Here is a 19,170-nt window from a genome sequence, read left to right as displayed (position 1 = left end):
TAGCACAACTTCCATCTAAGATACGCCCTTCATCCGGGATATCATCCATTGTGTCAGCTGAGGCGTAGATGCATCCAGCATCACTTGCTCCGTCTCGGCCATACTTTCCAGCGCCTGATAATGACGTGACGCGGTTAGCTCACGTTTGGGTGGGTTATCCACAAACGCAATTTTTCCAGAATCTCTTGTAATGAAGGATAATTCCTCAAATACATCAAGCATCATGGTGATCATACGTGGAGAACAGCCACACTGACGGCTGAGTACAGGAGTAATCTCTTTTTCCTCCACCGGTTCAGCTCTCCATTTCGATACCAGCATATAAATGCGCTTGAAAAGTTCTCTGGAAGGCATCTGAAGGCGATCTCGGCGGTTGCCTGATCCGTGCAGAAGGATGATATTCTCGGCTCCGCTGAACATAGCCAGCATTGCATCAAGTTGTTCCGGTGTTTCCGGCGTATCAAACACAAATAACGTCCGGATCTGTTCCTGTCCATATTGCTGCGCAGCAGCATTACACGGAAATAACCCGACCTTTCTATCATATACCCAAAGGCACGGTTCATACAATGAATTTCCCTCAGAAACATTTGTTTCATTCTTCACAATTGCACCGACTGAACCTGATTTGTATCTTAAATGCACTTCTAGTGTGCTCAGAAACTGCTTCATTGTACTCAGCGGCTCACCATTTCCTCTCAAATCAAACACCTGCGCTTGAGGCACATGAATGTCTTGGAGCATCAATTGTGGCTTGCGCATTCCATTCCACTCGTTAATCGACAGTTCACCCATAACGTCAATCATGGAACCTACTGGTAAAAACTCAGCGAGTGCTCCCTTGCCAAAGGCGACAGTCTCTAATTGCTGTCCTTCTTGCTCCAGCACAAGTTTCAGATGGCGTTTCTCTCGCCCCATCGTTCGGGTCTCTTTAACCGTAACATTTCTAAATACGAAACGGGGAGAAGGATTGCTCATCCCGAATGGTTGCAGTCTGTCAATCTCCTGGATCACTTTCAAAGGTACATCACTGATACAACATTCATCATCTGCAAGCCGCTGAGGTACAAAATCCTCTTCGGTTAGGATCGCCGCAGCAAACTCATTCAAGCCTCGCTCCAGCTCTTCCAACTGATTCCGATGAAGTGTCATGCCTGCCGCTGCTGGATGCCCTCCATAATGATCCATGGAGTCTTTGCAAGCCGTCAATGCTTCGTAGATATCCAATCCATCGATGGACCGGGCAGAGCCCTTGCAAACCCCACTCTGAGCGTCAATGCCCAGAATAAGTGTTGGCCGATAGTAACGTTCCAGCAACTTGGATGCAACGATACCTACAACGCCAACATTCCACCCTTCCCCCGCAAGAACAATTACATCGGGTACAGCACCAGCGTTAAGCTCAATCTTCTGCTCTAACTGAGCTGTTGCTTCCTGAAGAATCCCTTCAACAACCTGTTGCCGCTCTCTGTTAAGCAGATCTAATTGACCTGCAAGTGTATGAGCTTCGTCTAAATCTTCAGTTGTCAGAAGGGATACAGCTCGTCCTGCATGATCCAAACGTCCACTTGCATTAATACGAGGTGCCATTGCAAATGCAATATTAATGGACGTTACTTGACTTTGATCCACACCACTAATCTCAAGGAGAGCACTTACACCAGGTAAGCGTGAGCCTCGCATAGATTCAATTCCATAACTGACAATAACACGATTCTCACCTTCGAGTGGCATCAAGTCAGCGACGGTACCGATAGCTGCGATCTCCATCCATTCACCTGGAACTTCACCAATGAGAGCCTGAGCCAGCTTCAGAGCTACACCTGCGCCCGCCAGCCCCTTAAATGGATAAGGACATTCGGGTAGTTTCGGATTAATAAGTGTGTACGCCTCAGGAAGTATCTCAGGTGGTTCATGGTGATCCGTGACAATCACTTCTATCCCTAATGTGGACGCGTAGGCAATTTGCTCTACTGCACTAATGCCAGTATCGACGGTAATCACCAGCGTCACACCTTGTTGATGTGCCCAATCTAATGCATGATTGTGAAGTCCATAACCTTCGTTGGAGCGATGAGGAATATAAATATCGTAGGAAGCCCCCAAATGGCGCATTAGATGGATCATGAGTGAAGTACTGGAGACACCATCAGCGTCATAATCTCCATAAATTAAAATATGTTCCTCCCGCTCAATGGCCTGACGTATCCGTGGTACAGCTTCTTTCATACCAAGCAGAAGATAAGGATCATGCATCTGATTCAGATCTGGATGTAAGAAGCGTTCGGCCTCCATTTCATTATGAACCCCACGACTAACTAACAAACGTCCAACAAGAGATGACACGGAAAGCGCCTGCGAGAGTCCCGCAGCCGCATCCAAATCAATATGGGGTGTATTCCACCGGTATTGCGAATAAAGCAATAATAACGCTCCTTTCTTGATCTACGGGATCCGAGCTCCATTACTGAATTAATGTCGCTTCATGATCGGGCAGTTCATGATTGGATTTATATGGATACCCAGGGTCATAGGGTACTGCCTGAATCTGTACTTCCTTTACATGGCTGAAGCGAGTGAAGAGTAGCGTTTTAGCTCGATTAGATATCTCCTGAGCCTCCAATACGGAGATCCGTGGATTAACGCTAATGATGAGTTCAATGCTAACGGCATGCTCCTGTTCGCGGGCAACCAATTGTTCGATGGTAATGACGCCGTACACTCGCTGTACAGTCTCTTTGAATTCGAGAGCCTCTTCCTGTTGCAGTTCTTGCACTAAAGAACCATATACTGTGTCTACAATCATTCTATAACCTTTATGAAACACGAAACAAGATGCAATTAATGCCGCTGCTGGATCCATATACAGAAGCATACTCCACCCTGACATCTCCCCGATCATTGAACCAATGATCCCAACCAATACCGTAAGTGAGCAGTAAAGCGCCCGGCGATGCTGCTGAGCATAGGTCAGTGCTTGTGCTTGATTTCTTTTCCTGAAATACCTGTATTGAAATTGGAAGATGGCTTCCTTAATTGCTAAGGCTGCAAAAGCTGCGACAAGTGCATGCTGATACTTATCAGATGCCACTGGAGCATCGCCTATCAGGCTACTTAAGGCTGAAATTGCAATCTGTAATCCTCCCATAAGAATGAGAACAGACAGCAAAACCGATATCCCTGGTCTCGCTACACGAGAATGCTCCTTAGACTGTGTAGCTGCTCGATCTGTATCCTTGCTCTTATGCCTTACAGAATGGGAAGGGAATAATCCCGCCAGTGAAGAGGCAGCTTCTGAGGCGGAGTACAGACCATCTGCGAGCAACGATTTGCTATTGGCTAAATAACCGACAACAGCCTTAATTACCGCAAGCGTCATATTCCCAGCAATACCACTCCACGTTGCCGCCTGAACCGTTGGGATATGTTCTCTGGCCATGGAAATTCCCCCTTGTTTCTGTCTCTAAAGTTACAAAGCCGCGCCTAGTAGACGCGGCTTCACAATAAGATGTTTAGTTAGATGCTTTAGCCGCTGTTTTTGGCTTATCGATTTGTTTACCTTTAAGCGTCAGCCATAGTGGAGCAGCGATAAAGATGGAAGAATACGCACCGAACAGCGTTCCGATTACCATTGCAAGCGAGAACATCCGGATGGACTCCCCACCGAAAATGAACAAACAGATAGAAGCTGCAAATACGGTGAATGTCGTATTCAGGGAACGTGTCATCGTTTGTGCCAAACTGCTGTTAACGACCTGGCGCAAATCTGCCTTGGTTGTCTTTTTGGCAAAACGTAAATTTTCACGAATTCGGTCAAAGATAACGATCGTATCGTTGATTGAGAAACCGACGATGGTCAATACGGCGGTAATAAAGGTCAGATCCACTTCTAGACGGAAGATCGAGAACACACTGATTACAACAAATGCATCATGGAAGAGAGCAATTACTGCCGCCAGACCGAAGCGCCACTCGAAGCGGATCGCTACATAAATCATGATCCCGACACTCGCAATGAGAACGGCATAAATCGCATTACGTTCCAATTCCTTCGCCATTTCAGGATCTACCGTGTTTACTTCATAAGAAGCAGTGGAATCCAGTTTGCTGAATTCCTGCTTGAATGTACTCTCTTGCGTTTCATCAAGCTCATTGGAAAAACGAACATTAACCCGATCTGAACCCGGTGTGATCGTTACATCGCCCTCATCAACACCAAGATCAGCAACAATAGGTCTAATCTGTTCTGTTGTAATTGCCTTGGATACCGAAATATCAACATTTGATCCAGCACGGAAATCAACCGCATAGTTTAAACCAAGCGTAAGAATACTAACAATTCCCGCTACCGTTAGAATAATTGAGAAAATATAGGCAAATTTACTGCCTTTAATATAATCATAATTCCAATTAAAGCGCACGAATTTCACTCTCCTTCACTCCGAAGTACTTAGGCTTCTTCAAGACGTTACCCCGTACAAGCAAGGTTAACAGGAAGCGGGAGAAGAAAATATTCGTGATAATACTTGTGACGATGTCAAAAATCAACACAAGTGCGAAGCCTTTAACTGCACCCGTACCAAAGTAGAACATAACAGCAGCAGCAATGATCGTAGTGATGTTAGAGTCAATAATTGTGCGGAAGGAATGCTTACTACCCGCTTTGACCGATGACAAGATCGATTTACCACTCCGCATTTCTTCTTTGATCCGTTCGTACGTGATGATATTGGCGTCAACCGCCATCCCTATACCTAGAATGAATGCCGCGATACCCGGAAGGGTAAGGACAAACTCCCCTAAGTAGAAAATAGCAAGCACCAGCCACGTATGAGTAATCAACGCAAAGCTCGCAATGATCCCCGGAATACGGTAAATCCCAATCATAAATACGAGGATGAGCACAGACCCGATCAAACCTGCTTTGATCGTCTGATCCAATGACAATTTACCCAGCGTTGCACCAACACTTTGGGAATACTTCTCTGTCAGTTTCAGCGGAAGCGCACCTAGGTTAATAGTATCACGAAGCTGATTTGCTTCTTCGCGCGTATAAGAACCTGAGATTTGAGCAGACCCATCCGTCAACTGTTGTCTAACGGTTGGGGCAGACAGCAACTCATCATCCAAGTAAATCGCAAGAGGTTGTCCAAGCAAACGTTTGGTGATCTCAGAAAACTTAGCTTTGTCTTTCACTTGAATGTCAATCATCGGCTCATTTAATTGAGTGAACACGACTTTTGCAGCATTCTCCACAAATTCATTACCACGAAGCTCAATCTTGGTGTACTCGCCTTCCTTGTCATTCTCTGCTTTACTGCGGAAGGTCAGAACAGCAGGTTCTTTCATTTTGGCTCTAACTTCAGCCTCATCCGTTACCCCAGCCAACTTCAATCGAATCCGGTTGGTTCCTTCAGTAGTTACCTCCGGTTCGCTTGTTCCGAGCGCATTGGCACGGCTTTCTAGACTCTTGGCCGTTTGCACCAAAGATGCTTTGGTGACTTGTTGTCCCCCATCAAGCGGCTCCGCTTCATATAAGATCTCGTAGCCTCCCTTTAAATCAAGGCCCAAGCGTATATTTTTGAGCAGCTCCGGGCTTGTTCCCACCATTACCCCTGTGGTGACAAGCACGACCAGAATGAAACTGATAATTCTTTTCATGCCGTTCCTAGATCCCCTTTCGTTCTCAATATTCCTATTATAGCGATGCCGTAAAAAGCAGTCAATTTTCAACAAAAAAGATCCCTTTCGCTAGAAAGAGGATCCCCGGTATGCAGACACGGTCATAAAGTTCATAAAGCTTGTTGCTTTCAGTGACAAAATGTCGTTCACCAGCTGGTGAAGCGGTGGAATGCCCTGCTTTTCATATTTATGACTGACGCAATTCCAGACATCTTTGCTGGTCACATATTCATAACCTACAAGCCTAAACTCTTCCGCCTTGCTGCAGCAGAGCATCTCAATGGATTGTTCCATCTCCATATCGTTCATTTCCTCCAACGGGGATTAGCCTCCCTTCCCACACACAAGCCTTTATGCGGCATCAATATTACATCATTCGACTTCCCCTGGTCATATTCCTTCTTGCTGTTGATGGATCTTTTTGTTAATCGTAATCAATTTGTCATGAGAAGATGATGGACTGGCATAGGATGAAGAACAACGGCTTGGTCCCGTTAACGAAACCTGTTACTTTCATTCGGGAAAGAGGGGTAGTCTTGAAGAAGCAGACATTTATCCAAGGAGCTATGATCCTGCTCGCCGCAGGCATTATTAATCGTATTCTCGGATTCATCCCACGCATTGCATTACCACGGGTTATCGGAGCAGAAGGCGTCGGAATCTACCAATTAAGTTACCCCTTCTTCATCGTGCTCGTAACCTTGATTACAGGCGGCATACCACTTGCCGTCGCCAAACTCGTAGCTGAAGCAGACACAGGTGCGAATCGTTTTTCGCCTCAACGGATCCTGCAGATCAGCTTAGCCTTTACGTTGACGCTTGGTGTAATTTTTATGTTTCTGTGTATTATTTTTGCCCCTTGGGTCACCCGTTATGTTCTTACAGATGAGCGAGTATACCACACCTTTGTGAGCATGAGCCCCATGATTGCAATTATCGCTGTGTCGGCTGTTTACAGAGGTTACTTTCAAGGTAAGCAAAATATGATTCCTACAGCAGCTTCCTCTATTGTTGAAACGATTGTACGTATTATTTGCGTCATTTGGTTTGCTTGGTTGCTGCTTCCACAAGGTATTGCTCAGGCTGCCGCTGGTGCAATGCTGGGTGCTTTGGTCGGTGAATTCATTGGCATGCTTGTACTGCTATGGAATTATCATAGGCAAAAAAACGAAACCGAGCCTCTTTACACTCCATCGTCAGCCTTGCCTCAAGCCAAAAACAGTCTCGGGTCAGTTACTCAGCCCAATCATTCACAGCACAGCCTTATTCGCCGTTTGTTAGCCATCTCTGTACCTGTTACGGCAGGACGCTTGGTTGGCTCCTTATCCTATCTTGCCGAAACTATCGTAACAGCGCAAAGCTTGGCCATTGCAGGTATTTCACGAGGATTAGCTACCGCCCAGTACGGAGCACTACAAGGCATGATTATTCCATTATTATTGCTTCCAGGGGCACTTACCTCTTCACTTGCAACCTCTCTCGTCCCATCATTGTCTGAAGCATCTGCGCAGGGGGATCGAGCCTTGATTCATAAACGCATGCATCAAGCTTTAAGACTTGCACTCGTTACAGGTGCTCCTTTTTCTGTTTTTATGTATGTGCTTGCCGAACCGATGTGTCTTATTCTCTATAATGATGCATCGATTGGAAGCATGCTGAAACTTATGGCTCCTTTTGCTCTCTTCATTTACATTCAGGCTCCTCTGCAGGCCGCACTACAGGCACTTGATCGTCCGGGAAAAGCATTGCTTAATACGTTTATCGGTGCTGTTATCAAAATTACATTGATCCTACTGCTCGCTTCACGTCCTGAATACGGCATCTTTGGTGCAATTATTGCTATATGTGCTAACTCCACGATCGTAACTCTATTACATGCACGAAGTGTTCGGACTTTGCTTCAATTTCGTTTTAAGGTTATGGACTGGGTTAAGACAGGCACAGGCATGTTCATCATGGGTGCAGCCACTCTTCTTGTTTATGAGCACACTGTCGTTATTCTGCCACTATGGGCAAGAATGATTCTTGCTCCCACCATTGGGTTGATCGTCTATTTAATCGTAATGGGTTTGACACGTATGATTGATTTTCATGATTTGTCCCGTGCACCTATCATCGGTTCGTGGTTTGAACGCAGATCACGTAAATAAGCAACGTCTTATTTGGAATCATCCTTCAGGCTAACAAAAACTTTGCCATTGTGATCAATTGAACAGATGAATACTTCCTTGAAATCTAGGATGCCTTTTTGCTGAATCTGATTTTTAAGCCAGAATCTTGTCTTTTGAATCAGCTCCAGATTTTGATCCTGAACTTTTCCATCCATGATTAGTGGTAATGGCAGACCTTCGTATTTAATATTTTGAAACCCATCCACTCGATCTTGCCTGGCCTTTTGTTTGGTATGTGCACTGCCTCTGTTGTTTGATGATCCATTTCCACCTGAATTACTTTGGTTGCTTTGATTGCTCGGGAAAACAGTTAATTTACCTGTCGTCTCCAGAATCGCAAACTCGACATCACCAATGCTGTCTATATTTTGCTCACGTAGTTGAAGTAGCAGGTCATCTAAGTTATATCGCTGCTTACGCATCTCATCCCGATGCAAGGTTCCTTTGGAGATGAGAACCGTTGGTTTGCCATCAATCATTAGGCGGAGTCTACGACTTTTGAGACTGACAAATGCCATACCAATCTGCATGATAAGTACAGTTAGCATAGGCACAATTCCGTGAGATAAAGGTTTTTCCATATCCTCAATGACAAAAGCCGCAATCTCTGCAAGCATAATAGACACGACCAGGTCAAACATGGACAGCTTTCCAATCTCCCTTTTCCCCATCACTCGGATCGCGCCATAGACAATGAAATACATGAGGATCGTTCGAAAAACATGTGCTCCGATATCTGAGAAGTTCACGACAAGGTTCCTCCTTTGTTTGAGTTATCCATAGGCACCTGTAGCGTAATCCCTATTTTGACCCGAAGCTGACATGCTCATGCAGATCACATCCATTCATTTAATGGAAAATTCAGTTCATAAGTCCGAAGGCTTGACCATACACTGTATTAATTTCAAACTTGTACAAGGGGGATGCTTCATGCAGCTGATTCGCCGAGTGATCTCGTTTCGAATGTCCAACCCGATTTTGTCAGGTCTCTGTCATGCCTTTGTTTGGATGTTATTAGGAGCACTAGTTCTTTCCTTATTTCTCTGGATGACTGGAATGCGAGAGCAGGATCTTTCCCTGTATACTTACGTTGTTCATGCGCTGTCGCTACTCATTGGTGGATTCGTAGCTGGCAAAAGATCCGGTGAAAAGGGATGGTACCATGGAGGTCTAACGGGTGTCGTTTATGGCATCATCGTATTGATCATTGGATTTCTGGCATTGGAAGCTTCGTTCAACTGGAAGGATAGCCTGCAACTCGCAAGTGCATTTCTGATCTCTGCTCTGGGTGGGATTTTTGGAGTAAACACGCAGCGAAACTAACAGTCAACGCGCGTGCTTGATATATGGCATATGAAATCCTGGGCAGACTAAAAATAAAAAAAGAACCGGAGCCCTGTATAAGGAGCTTCGGTTCTGTAATAACAGACGGAACTAACTATTGTGAGCGAACTCTAATTCTCTAACTTCTCGCTCATTTATAATTATTCAGCAGTTTCACGACTTACTGCACTGCTGATCGCATTACGATCGAAAGTAAGCTTCGTTACATCGTTTACGCGCAGAACAACCACGTCTTCTGTAATTTCAGCGATTGTACCATGGAGACCACCGATAGTAACGATTTTATCGCCTTTTTTCAATTGGCTCAGCATCGCATTACGCTGCTTTTGCTTTTTGTTCTGTGGACGAATCATCAAGAAGTAAAAAATCGCAACCATAAGTACCAAAGGTACAATCAAAGATACGATACCTCCGCCTGGATTAGCCGCTTGCAGTGCCATTCCTTGAAACATGTAAACTCCCCCTTATCGACTATACGTACAAAATAATGCTTGTTCCTCCGGTTCCGCAACAAACCTCATTAGGTCGTGTCTGAAAACTCGCTGAAGTGCATCTTTTACCACCATTTCGCCCCCTGCTTGCGTCACTTTCCCTTGACGTGCCCCGGCACGCCTGCGGAAAACTTCCTGGCTTGGAACAAAAATTCGGTAAAATCTGCGTCCTTCGGAGTTTTCAGACACTCCCTAGAAACCTTTGTCATTGTCATGCAGACCATATTGATCGAAAAATTCATCCCGGAAATCAAGCAGACGATCTTCCATAATGGCTTTGCGCACGTTGCGCATCAAATTCTGCAAGAAATGAAGATTGTGGATGGTCGTCAGACGCAAGCCAAACGTTTCATCCGCCTTGATTAAATGACGCAAATAGGCTCTGGAATAGTTACGACAAGTGTAGCAATCACATTCAGGGTCAAGTGGCCCAAAATCAGTTGCAAACTTGGCATTTCGAACTACAAGCCGTCCTTGGCTAGTCATCGTTGTTCCGTTACGGGCAATTCGCGTTGGAAGTACGCAGTCAAACATGTCTACTCCACGAATCGATCCCTCAATCAATGCATCGGGTGAACCTACCCCCATTAAATAACGTGGTTTGTTGGACGGCAACAAAGGCACCGTATAATCCAACACGCCATACATTAAATGTTTCGGTTCTCCAACACTCAGTCCACCAATAGCATACCCCGGGAAATCCATGGAAGTCAAATCTGCCGCGCTCTGGCGGCGCAGATCCTCATGCATTCCGCCCTGCACGATGGCGAACAAACCTTGGTCATGTGGACGTGCATGACTTTCTAAGCAACGCTCAGCCCAGCGGCTTGTACGTTCAAGGGATTTTTTCACATATTCATATTCTGCCGGGTACGGTGGGCATTCATCAAATGCCATCATAATATCGGAACCCAGTGCGTTCTGTATTTCCATGGCTACCTCAGGGGACAAGAACTTTTTGTCTCCATTCAGATGCGAGCGGAAATTCACGCCTTCCTCTGTGATTTTGCGCATTTCACTAAGAGAGAATACTTGAAATCCACCACTATCGGTCAAAATTGGACGATCCCAATTCATGAATTTGTGCAAGCCACCAGCTTGGCGAATAATCTCATGTCCAGGTCTAAGGAACAGATGATACGTATTACTCAGAATAATCTGCGCATCCATTTCCTTTAACTCTTCAGGGCTCATCGTTTTAACGGTCGCTTGCGTTCCTACCGGCATGAACGTTGGTGTCTCAATAATTCCGTGAGGTGTATGTACACGTCCTAATCGGGCACCAGATTGTTTACAAGTTTTAATATGTTCGTACGTAATTGCTGCCATTGGTTTTAATCATCCTCTAAAAGTTAATCGTTAGACCTGTATTTCGTGATTTATAATATAGGTTCAACCACATATGATTGACAACGCACCACTTCGATGACAGACCAACCTTTGATTCTGTATTCCTCAAATTTCCTCTGCCTTCTCTATTTCCGCGTAATTTGTAGTGTAATGAACCTATTTAATAATCATCCGCTACTTTTCAATCGACATGATATTAATAGATCAACATCGCATCGCCAAAGCTGAAAAATCTATACTCTTGAGCAATAGCTTCCTCATAGGCGTGCATAATGTGTTCTCTGCCTGCAAGCGCACTTACCAGCATGACTAATGTAGATTTCGGAAGATGGAAATTCGTCAGCATCCCATCAATGACCTTGAAGGTATACCCAGGATAAATGAAAATTTTAGTCCATCCGCTGCTCTCCTGCAGAAGTCCTTGCTCAAATTTACTGCCTACCGTTTCAAGTGTCCGACAGCTTGTCGTGCCTACAGCAAAAACACGATTCCCACGTTGCTTCGTTTCATTAATCAGATCGGCCGTCTCCTGTGACATAGAGTAATACTCTTCATGCATAACATGATCCTCTACTACATCTACGGACATAGGACGGAATGTGCCCAGCCCAACGTGAAGCGTAATGAAGGTTACATTAACACCTTTTGCTCGAATCTGATCAAGCAACTCATCCGTAAAATGAAGTCCAGCTGTTGGTGCGGCCGCAGAGCCTTCATGCTTCGCATATACCGTCTGATAGCGTTCACGATCATCCAGTGTTTCCTTAATATACGGAGGCAACGGCATTTCACCGAGACGATCTAGAATCTCCTGAAAGATCCCTTCATACGAAAATGTAAGCATACGCGCGCCCATTTCGCCTTCTTCGTCAATCACGGCTTTCAGTTCATCACCAAAAACGATAACAGACCCGGCTTTCAGCTTTTTGCCTGGCTTAACCAGTGCTTCCCAGCGATCACCTTCCACGTTTTTGAGAAGCAACACTTCCGCCTTGGCTCCTGTATCCTCTTTTGTTCCAAACAAACGAGCTGGCAACACTCGTGTATCATTAAGTACAAGTGTGTCACCGGGCTGTAGAAAGTTAATAATATCCGGAAACGTATTATGGTTGACTTCACCGCTTTCCTTATTCAAGGTAAGCAAGCGAGACGCTGTCCGATCAAGCAACGGCGTCTGTGCGATAAGCTGTTCCGGTAATTCAAAATCATATAAGTTCACATTCATGTTCAATTCATTCCTTAACAATAGTCGCATTCTGGTAATAGTGTTTCAATATTTCCTGGTAATCATACCCTTCATCCGCCATGCCTTTGGCTCCCCATTGTGACAAACCTAAGCCGTGACCATTTCCTTGGCCGATGAACATAAAGTTTTGTCCCTGAGTTACGGCTCTTGCCTGACCATCACCGCTCATGACGACAAGGGCATTACCAGATGAAGTTCCTGTACCTGAGGCAGACAATACAGCAGCTCCTTGAGACCCTGTCTTACTCGCTGTATTCCCGTCAGCGCCTAATACAGTATAACTTCCAGTACCCGCAATATCAAATAAAGTACTGGGCAATCCACCCAGCGCCGAGCGGTACGTATCTGCATATTTGACAGTCAGCGCTTGTCCATTCGCACTTACTTCAAGTGCTCGACCAGAAGGCCCGCGCTTCGTGACTTCTAATGTTGAGATGGACGAGGGAGCAGTCGTCGTCGTTTTACCTTGCAACGTTTTGACTAATTGAGCAGAGGTAAATGGCCCTCTCACCCAAGCATAATCATTGGATTGCGCTACTTTTGCCAAAACAACAGCTTCGTTCCCTGGATTCATTTTGGCTACCGGCTCAACAGTAGATTGGATTAAAGGGATGGCACGTACATTCGTATTCTGTGCAGTGACAGTGACCTTAGAAAGACCCGCATCCGTTTTGGAGCTTAGCTCCTTCACATTGTCCTCACGGATATATCCACTGATGCCTGAGTTAAGCAGTACATGATACCACGTATGCAATCCAGCCTGTGCTGATGTATCTCCAGAACTATCCACATTGGTGAAGACCCCTGCTCCCCCGTTCCAAACCTCGGAAGGATGTGCCGTTTGTCCACCTGCATTGGATGAGAATACAGCCTCTACAATTTTACCACCACTTTTGACAACTTCTCCTGCCGTAGCATCCACTGCGCTGGTTACTTTATCATTCTCCGAATCAATGCCGTTATAGGCTTGACTTAGTGTTGTATCCACAACATTGGCAATTTGGAAGCGAGTGCCTTGTTGAAGAGCATAGGAACGAGCAGCAACTGCTTGGACTTTTAGAGCCTCTGCAGGCCAGGAAGAATAGACCTCTGCTCCAACGACCGAGTACAAATATTGTTCCAGAGGAACGACATTCACTAAAGCCAAGTCACCATTAACGATACTGAGTTCCATATCTCCGCGATATGTTCGCTGGGAACGTTCCAGCACTTTAATGCCATTTCCATCTCCCTGCACCCATGCTTTGGCTTCCGTACCGGCAATCGTGTAATGTGCTACAATCTTAGGCGTGTCTAAACTTAACCCCGCATCCTGCCGAATGATTAGAGCGGAGCTGTTATTAGTTACAGGAGATAGGCTAACGCTACCCACTTGTGTTTCTACCGCCTTTTTCACAGCAGTAAGCTCTGCATCTGTCACAGCCTCACCAACCCATACACTGTAGCCCGAACTACCAGCATCCAGTAACAGTACAGTATAGGAGGTGACGCCTGATGCTGAGAGAGAAGCTTGCGCCGCTTGTGCTTCTTGTAAGGAGCTATAATTTCCAGTAGATAAATGCTTGTTTCCCGTTACGACTGGTTTCTGTCCACCCAATTGAGCTGCAGCTACCTTCTGAACTCGAGCAACGGCTTGTCCAGCGAGTGTCTCTGTAGCATAGTTTCCGGTATAGAGCTGATACACCGTTTTGCCGCTCACACTTGAGTTGAAGAGTAATGGCTTATCGCTGGTTGGTTGCAATAGCTTGGCTGCCGCCGCCGCTGTTTTAAAATCTGCCGTCTCCAACACCTTCACACGAAAACCATCTGCGCTGAATCGAATCTGCCCCGCTGGAAGACTTACATTAGCACCCGTCTCAGATCCAATGGTCCAACTTCCATTTGATTCAAGTGTGATTAATGGTGTTGTCGATTTGTATGTGCTTCCCAGATTCGCAAACATCGCAACCCGAATCAGCTGTCCATCATTTTCTGCTGCATAAGCGGGTATCTGCAGACATCCTGCCATCAATACAGTCGCAGCCAAAACCTTTAATCGGCGACTCCACTTCTTACTTTGTATTGCTTTCCCCACAATCAGGCTCCTCTCCGCACTTTTCCTTGTGTATATACATCTATGAATTTCAAACTTCATTTTATATTAGAACTGTTTCATGTAATAGAAGAACAACATTCACACATCCCACTACCCATGAGTCAATTATGTTACTTTCCATCTCGTGGCGGAATCGGCAAACCTAAATGATGATAAGCCATATCTGTAACAATCCGACCTCTTGGTGTACGTTGAATCATACCGATCTGCAATAAATAAGGCTCATAGACATCCTCAATGGTTTGACTCTCTTCACCAATCGTAGCTGCAATGGTATCCAGACCAACCGGGCCTCCCCGGAAGCTATTAATCATGGACTTAAGCATCTTGTGGTCGATCTCGTCCAATCCTCTCGGATCAATCTGTAGACGTTTAAGTGCTTCTTCTGCTAATGCCTGTGTAATGACTCCATCGCCTCGTACCTGAGCGAAGTCTCGAACTCGCTTCAATAAACGATTGGCAATCCTCGGCGTTCCACGGGAACGGAGAGCAATCTCTTCTGCAGCATCTCCAACAATCTCAACCCCAAGAATCTCTGTAGAGCGAGAGACAATGTAGGCTAGCTCATCAACCGTATAAAATTCCAAACGGCTAATGACACCAAAACGATCTCGTAGAGGCGCAGACAGCAAACCAGCGCGTGTTGTAGCTCCAATGAGAGTGAATGGTGGCAGATCCAAACGCACAGATCTCGCACTAGGGCCTTTACCGATCATAATATCCAGTGCAGAGTCTTCCATCGCAGGGTACATCACTTCTTCAACCGTACGATGCAGCCGATGAATCTCGTCAATGAATAACACATCACCCTCTTGAAGATTAGTCAGCAGTGCTGCTAAATCTCCTGGGCGCTCAATTGCAGGCCCTGAAGTGGTACGCAGATTAACACCCAATTCATTAGCGACGATGTTGGCAAGTGTTGTTTTACCTAGTCCTGGTGGACCGTACAATAAAACATGATCCAATGCCTCATTACGCATTTTGGCTGCTTCAATATATACTTTTAAATTTTCCTTCACCTGATTTTGTCCGATATATTCATTCAGATACCGGGGACGCAGACTCAGCTCAACAGCTTGATCATCCATCATCAGGTTAGCGGAAATAATACGCTCATCCATGTTCATCCCTACCTTTATAGTACGAACCACTGTGCTATCATGTTGGTAAAGTTAGTTATCCAGTGAATAGCATTTGCAGTGCTCGTTTCATCAACACATCAACCGAATCGGCAGATGTAACATCTTTTTTCAGCTTGAGCCATACTTTATCCAACTCGCTGTCAGTGTAACCAAGCGCTTTGAGACCATCACGTGCCTCATCCCAAGCTGAGCCGCTTCCTGCTTCTTCTGAAGGAGGAGCAAATAAACCTGTTGCATACGCGGCAGCACCGAACCCGTCCAGCTTATCCTTCAGATCCAAAATCATACGCTGAGCTGTCTTTTTACCGATTCCCGGTAGTTTGGTCAGAAACGTCAGATTCTCTTGGTAAATCGCTGTAACGACATGATCAGGCGTGCCTCCTGCCAAAATGCCCAGGGCGACTCGCGGCCCAATACCAGACACCTCAATCAACTTACGAAACAAGCGCTGTTCTTCTCTTGTGACAAAACCATATAGCAACATGGCATCTTCACGCACGTGATGATGGGTATAGACCATGATCTCACCTTCTTGTTTCGCGAACGCATATGGGTTAGGACAAAATACACGATAGCCCACACCTTGAACATCAAGCACAATATATTCATTCTCCACATGCACGAACTGTCCTCTAAGAAAATCAATCATTTTCGCAATACCTCATTTAACTTCGAATTTAATGTATAAGAATGTGCATGACATACGGCTACTGCCAACGCATCTGCTACGTCATCTGGCTTAGGAATCGCCTGTAACCGCAAAAACATTTTGACCATCTCTTGCACTTGACGTTTCTCCGCTTTGCCATATCCTACAATCGCCTGTTTAATCTGCATCGGTGTGTACTCAGCAATAGGTAGCCCTTTCTGTGCAGCAGCCAAAACCATTACCCCTCTTGCCTGACTGACGGACATCGCTGTTGTAACGTTCCGATTGAAGAAAAGTTTCTCCAATGCGACGGCATCTGGCTTATATTTATCGATGAGCTGTACCATTCCCTCATATACGTGAAGTAATCGTTCCTCTTCAGGTGTGTGAGCTTCTGTCTGAATACAGCCATATTGTACAGGAACCACTTTACTACCGATCTTATCCACAAAACCAAACCCAACAATCGCAATTCCCGGGTCTATCCCCAAAAAACGCAAACCCATCTCTCCCTTACAATAAAGCGAACATATGTATCGTTCATTTCATTATAACAAAAAGAAAGACCCTGCGGCAGGAAACTTTGACTACATTTTAATCCTCATAAAATCTATCGTTCACACTCCTGTAGAGTTTTAGAAAACCTTGTCGCTTCGCCGATAAAGATGTCACAAATCATTTCCATCCTCTGCCGTCCAAGGTCCGGGCAAAGCCCTAAACCTGTTAACAAGAAGGTATCACGCAAGCCCTAAGGCTAATTTATTTCCCTACAATCGGTCAACACACGACAAAAAGGACATCACTTCGATGCCCTTCTCCATCAAACCTATAACCTGTCTTCAACTTAATGCTCTTCAAAAACTTTGTGAGTCAACCACCATTCAGAATGACTTCTTCAGAGGCTCGATCAACCGCATAGTCGCTAAATGTCGAAATCACACTATTATATTCATCTTTGTCCTGTACTCGGATTCCTTGCTGCAGCTGTTCCCATACTCCTTCAGGCAATGAAGACTCAAGTGACCCAACATCCATTTGAAAAAAAGTACGGATTACTTTGTCTTCTGTAGGGCGACCTTCGTACAAATTCAGATTCCCCAATGCATCGATGCTAATATAAGCCTGCTCTTTGCATAGAGGAGAAAGGTCATCAACCTGCTGCTTGACCCGTAAACCATCTGCTGCAACTTCTGCATCCCATTCAGGATGTTGGAGTAATAACACTTCGACTTGTGAAGCTGTCATTTTGCCTAATTGCTCAGTCTGGACTCCACAAACATAGTGAACTTCCAATACAACAGCAGTTAAATTATCAGGTGTAGTCGATCCTAGTTGTTTTACTAAAGCTTGTACCTCTGCTTCCGAACGATTCGCTTCTATAGGAGCTGCCCCCATGACAGTGACGGTCTCACTAAAATCAGTTGTTAATAAACGTTGAATATGAGAAGAGATAGACAGTCCGCTATACGCTAATATCGTTACAGCCACTAAGGCTAGACTCATCCATGCAGTTCGTTTCCAACGTCGCCAACGCCTTTTTAATTGTTTCTTTAATTTAAACGTGTTCACCTGAACCCCTTCTATCACTTTTTTAACCTAGTGTGACCGAAAGGGTTACCGTTTATGCACATTCAAACCTACACTTAAACATCACTCATATTATTTACACAAATGCAAAAAGCAGATTATCTAATATAGATAATCTGCTTTCTTAGATCGGGATGACACGATTTGAACATGCGACCCCCTGGTCCCAAACCAGGTGCTCTACCAAGCTGAGCTACATCCCGTTATGTATACCGGCGAGAGGACTCGAACCTCCACGGTTTCCCACTCGATTTTGAGTCGAGCGCGTCTGCCATTCCGCCACGCCGGCATATGAAGTTATAATGGCGCGCCCTGAGAGATTCGAACTCCCGGCCTTTTGATTCGTAGTCAAACGCTCTATCCAGCTGAGCTAAGGGCGCAAATTGGAGCGGAAGACGGGAATCGAACCCGCGACCCTCGCCTTGGCAAGGCGATGCTCTACCGCTGAGCCACTTCCGCAAACGGTAAGGTGAAAATAAACTGGACTCTCATCCATGAAACAAAAACTTAAATGGCGGAACCGACGGGATTCGAACCCGCGATCTCCTGCGTGACAGGCAGGCATGTTAGGCCAACTACACCACGGTTCCAGATCACTTTCGTAAGAAAGTATAATTGCGGGGGCAGGATTTGAACCTGCGGCCTTCGGGTTATGAGCCCGACGAGCTACCGGGCTGCTCCACCCCGCGTCGTTATAAAAGAAATATGGTGGAGGCTGAGGGGATCGAACCCCCGACCCTCTGCTTGTAAGGCAGATGCTCTCCCAGCTGAGCTAAGCCTCCATATTGGGATTCTCATCCCTCATTGAAACAATAAAAATTGTTATGACCCGTAGGGGATTCGAACCCCTGTTACCTCCGTGAAAGGGAGGTGTCTTAACCCCTTGACCAACGGGCCTTACTGGCTCCCCGAACAGGGCTCGAACCTGTGACAACTCGATTAACAGTCGAGTGCTCTACCAACTGAGCTATCAGGGAATAATATACATTTGCAAAAGCAAGTGTAATTCATCATACAATGTCCACAAGCAAAACTTGTATCTATGTAAGAAAAATTTGCTTGGCGGCGTCCTACTCTCCCAGGACCCTGCGGTCCAAGTACCATCGGCGCTAGAGGGCTTAACGGTCGTGTTCGGGATGGGTACGTGTGGAACCCCTCCGCCATCGCCACCAAACGCGATTTTCGAAGCTGAGCTTCTTCAATCCAATATGGAACTGAAAATGATACGCACATCCGTGATGTACCCATTTTCATTTCAGAGTGTTTGTTCTCTGAAAACTAGATTCGAAACGAAAGTCTGCGATGTAAAACTTGCTAATTGGATAAGCCCTCGACCGATTAGTACTGGTCAGCTCCATGCATTACTGCACTTCCACCCCCAGCCTATCTACCTCGTCGTCTTCAAGGGGTCTT

The 19,170-nt window shown here is 45.6% G+C and carries 16 protein-coding genes, 9 tRNA genes and 2 rRNA genes; 2 read left to right on the top strand and 25 right to left on the bottom strand.

The genetic code is table 11. From position 1 onward, the window contains the following. Positions 1 to 15: 15 nt before the first annotated feature. The 5 genes from recJ to J2T19_RS12120 all read right to left on the bottom strand — a co-directional run bounded on the left by recJ (position 16) and on the right by J2T19_RS12120 (position 5,991). The gene (gene recJ, locus J2T19_RS12140; RefSeq protein ID WP_307215987.1) at positions 16 to 2,424 is read right to left on the bottom strand and encodes a single-stranded-DNA-specific exonuclease RecJ; all 2,409 of its coding nucleotides are present in this window, start codon (positions 2,422 to 2,424) and stop codon (positions 16 to 18) included. 40 nt (positions 2,425 to 2,464) lie between these two features. Further along, complete coding sequence (locus tag J2T19_RS12135; RefSeq protein WP_307215985.1) at positions 2,465 to 3,439, bottom strand: cation diffusion facilitator family transporter; 975 nt, start codon at positions 3,437 to 3,439, stop codon at positions 2,465 to 2,467. Positions 3,440 to 3,512: 73 nt separating this feature from the next. After that, complete coding sequence (secF, locus tag J2T19_RS12130; RefSeq protein ID WP_145408142.1) at positions 3,513 to 4,421, bottom strand: protein translocase subunit SecF; 909 nt, start codon at positions 4,419 to 4,421, stop codon at positions 3,513 to 3,515. Further along, positions 4,411 to 5,661 carry a protein translocase subunit SecD gene (secD, locus tag J2T19_RS12125; protein WP_307215982.1) on the bottom strand — a complete coding sequence of 417 codons (1,251 nt, stop codon included), beginning with the start codon at positions 5,659 to 5,661 and terminating at the stop codon, positions 4,411 to 4,413. The genes secF and secD overlap by 11 nt, the downstream gene beginning before the upstream one ends. A gap of 90 nt (positions 5,662 to 5,751) precedes the next feature. After that, entirely contained in the window at positions 5,752 to 5,991 is a 240-nt protein-coding gene (locus tag J2T19_RS12120) for a post-transcriptional regulator (protein WP_056701711.1), read from the bottom strand. A 227-nt stretch (positions 5,992 to 6,218) separates the two neighbouring features. Here J2T19_RS12120 and spoVB point away from each other — a divergent pair, with 227 nt between their 5' ends. Further along, positions 6,219 to 7,832 carry a stage V sporulation protein B gene (spoVB, locus tag J2T19_RS12115; RefSeq protein ID WP_307215980.1) on the top strand — a complete coding sequence of 538 codons (1,614 nt, stop codon included), beginning with the start codon at positions 6,219 to 6,221 and terminating at the stop codon, positions 7,830 to 7,832. A gap of 8 nt (positions 7,833 to 7,840) precedes the next feature. Here spoVB and J2T19_RS12110 read toward each other — a convergent pair whose 3' ends face one another. Next, the gene (locus J2T19_RS12110) at positions 7,841 to 8,557 is read right to left on the bottom strand and encodes a YetF domain-containing protein (protein WP_145047063.1); all 717 of its coding nucleotides are present in this window, start codon (positions 8,555 to 8,557) and stop codon (positions 7,841 to 7,843) included. 226 nt (positions 8,558 to 8,783) lie between these two features. On the opposite strand from J2T19_RS12110, the gene J2T19_RS12105 reads away from it, so the two are divergent. After that, a complete protein-coding gene (locus J2T19_RS12105) occupies positions 8,784 to 9,176 on the top strand; it encodes a TIGR04086 family membrane protein (protein WP_307215978.1) in 393 nt (130 codons plus the stop codon). A gap of 161 nt (positions 9,177 to 9,337) precedes the next feature. On the opposite strand, the gene yajC is transcribed toward J2T19_RS12105, so the two are convergent. From yajC to J2T19_RS12010, 19 genes are all read right to left on the bottom strand, one after another. Beyond that, complete coding sequence (gene yajC / locus J2T19_RS12100) at positions 9,338 to 9,649, bottom strand: preprotein translocase subunit YajC (RefSeq protein ID WP_307215976.1); 312 nt, start codon at positions 9,647 to 9,649, stop codon at positions 9,338 to 9,340. A gap of 231 nt (positions 9,650 to 9,880) precedes the next feature. Continuing rightward, positions 9,881 to 11,017, bottom strand: a complete 1,137-nt coding sequence (gene tgt / locus J2T19_RS12095; protein WP_056701206.1) for a tRNA guanosine(34) transglycosylase Tgt — start codon at positions 11,015 to 11,017, stop codon at positions 9,881 to 9,883. Positions 11,018 to 11,234: 217 nt separating this feature from the next. Continuing rightward, on the bottom strand, positions 11,235 to 12,263 hold the full coding sequence (gene queA / locus J2T19_RS12090; RefSeq protein ID WP_056701203.1) for a tRNA preQ1(34) S-adenosylmethionine ribosyltransferase-isomerase QueA: 1,029 nt from the start codon (positions 12,261 to 12,263) through the stop codon (positions 11,235 to 11,237). Between the two features lie 7 nt (positions 12,264 to 12,270). After that, positions 12,271 to 14,358 (bottom strand): SpoIID/LytB domain-containing protein, encoded by a 2,088-nt coding sequence (locus J2T19_RS12085; protein ID WP_442418845.1) that lies wholly within the window; start codon positions 14,356 to 14,358, stop codon positions 12,271 to 12,273. A 131-nt stretch (positions 14,359 to 14,489) separates the two neighbouring features. Further along, positions 14,490 to 15,500, bottom strand: coding sequence for a Holliday junction branch migration DNA helicase RuvB (gene ruvB / locus J2T19_RS12080; protein ID WP_056701201.1), 1,011 nt, complete (start codon positions 15,498 to 15,500; stop codon positions 14,490 to 14,492). A gap of 55 nt (positions 15,501 to 15,555) precedes the next feature. Continuing rightward, entirely contained in the window at positions 15,556 to 16,170 is a 615-nt protein-coding gene (gene ruvA / locus J2T19_RS12075) for a Holliday junction branch migration protein RuvA (RefSeq protein WP_056701199.1), read from the bottom strand. Continuing rightward, positions 16,167 to 16,670, bottom strand: coding sequence for a crossover junction endodeoxyribonuclease RuvC (gene ruvC, locus J2T19_RS12070; RefSeq protein WP_056701196.1), 504 nt, complete (start codon positions 16,668 to 16,670; stop codon positions 16,167 to 16,169). Before ruvC ends, ruvA begins: the two co-directional genes overlap by 4 nt. A gap of 370 nt (positions 16,671 to 17,040) precedes the next feature. Next, positions 17,041 to 17,739: a BofC C-terminal domain-containing protein gene (locus J2T19_RS12065; RefSeq protein WP_307215969.1), complete on the bottom strand. Its 699-nt coding sequence runs from the start codon at positions 17,737 to 17,739 to the stop codon at positions 17,041 to 17,043. 147 nt (positions 17,740 to 17,886) lie between these two features. Further along, positions 17,887 to 17,960 (bottom strand) — tRNA-Pro (locus J2T19_RS12060). A 7-nt stretch (positions 17,961 to 17,967) separates the two neighbouring features. After that, positions 17,968 to 18,046: transfer RNA gene (locus J2T19_RS12055), tRNA-Leu, on the bottom strand. Between the two features lie 14 nt (positions 18,047 to 18,060). Further along, positions 18,061 to 18,137: transfer RNA gene (locus tag J2T19_RS12050), tRNA-Arg, on the bottom strand. Positions 18,138 to 18,141: 4 nt separating this feature from the next. Beyond that, positions 18,142 to 18,216, bottom strand: a tRNA-Gly gene (locus tag J2T19_RS12045). A gap of 53 nt (positions 18,217 to 18,269) precedes the next feature. Then, positions 18,270 to 18,347, bottom strand: a tRNA-Asp gene (locus J2T19_RS12040). A 25-nt stretch (positions 18,348 to 18,372) separates the two neighbouring features. Next, positions 18,373 to 18,446, bottom strand: a tRNA-Met gene (locus J2T19_RS12035). A gap of 17 nt (positions 18,447 to 18,463) precedes the next feature. Beyond that, positions 18,464 to 18,539 (bottom strand) — tRNA-Val (locus J2T19_RS12030). 43 nt (positions 18,540 to 18,582) lie between these two features. Beyond that, a tRNA-Glu gene (locus tag J2T19_RS12025) sits at positions 18,583 to 18,654 on the bottom strand. 4 nt (positions 18,655 to 18,658) lie between these two features. Further along, a tRNA-Asn gene (locus J2T19_RS12020) sits at positions 18,659 to 18,734 on the bottom strand. A gap of 80 nt (positions 18,735 to 18,814) precedes the next feature. Further along, a 5S ribosomal RNA gene (rrf, locus tag J2T19_RS12015) occupies positions 18,815 to 18,931 on the bottom strand. Between the two features lie 144 nt (positions 18,932 to 19,075). Further along, a 23S ribosomal RNA gene (locus tag J2T19_RS12010) occupies positions 19,076 to 19,170 on the bottom strand; the annotation flags it as partial.

Source organism: Paenibacillus tundrae, assembly GCF_030812775.1.
GTDB classification, from domain to species: domain Bacteria; phylum Bacillota; class Bacilli; order Paenibacillales; family Paenibacillaceae; genus Paenibacillus; species Paenibacillus tundrae_A.
This window is presented reverse-complemented; position numbering and strand designations above follow the sequence as displayed.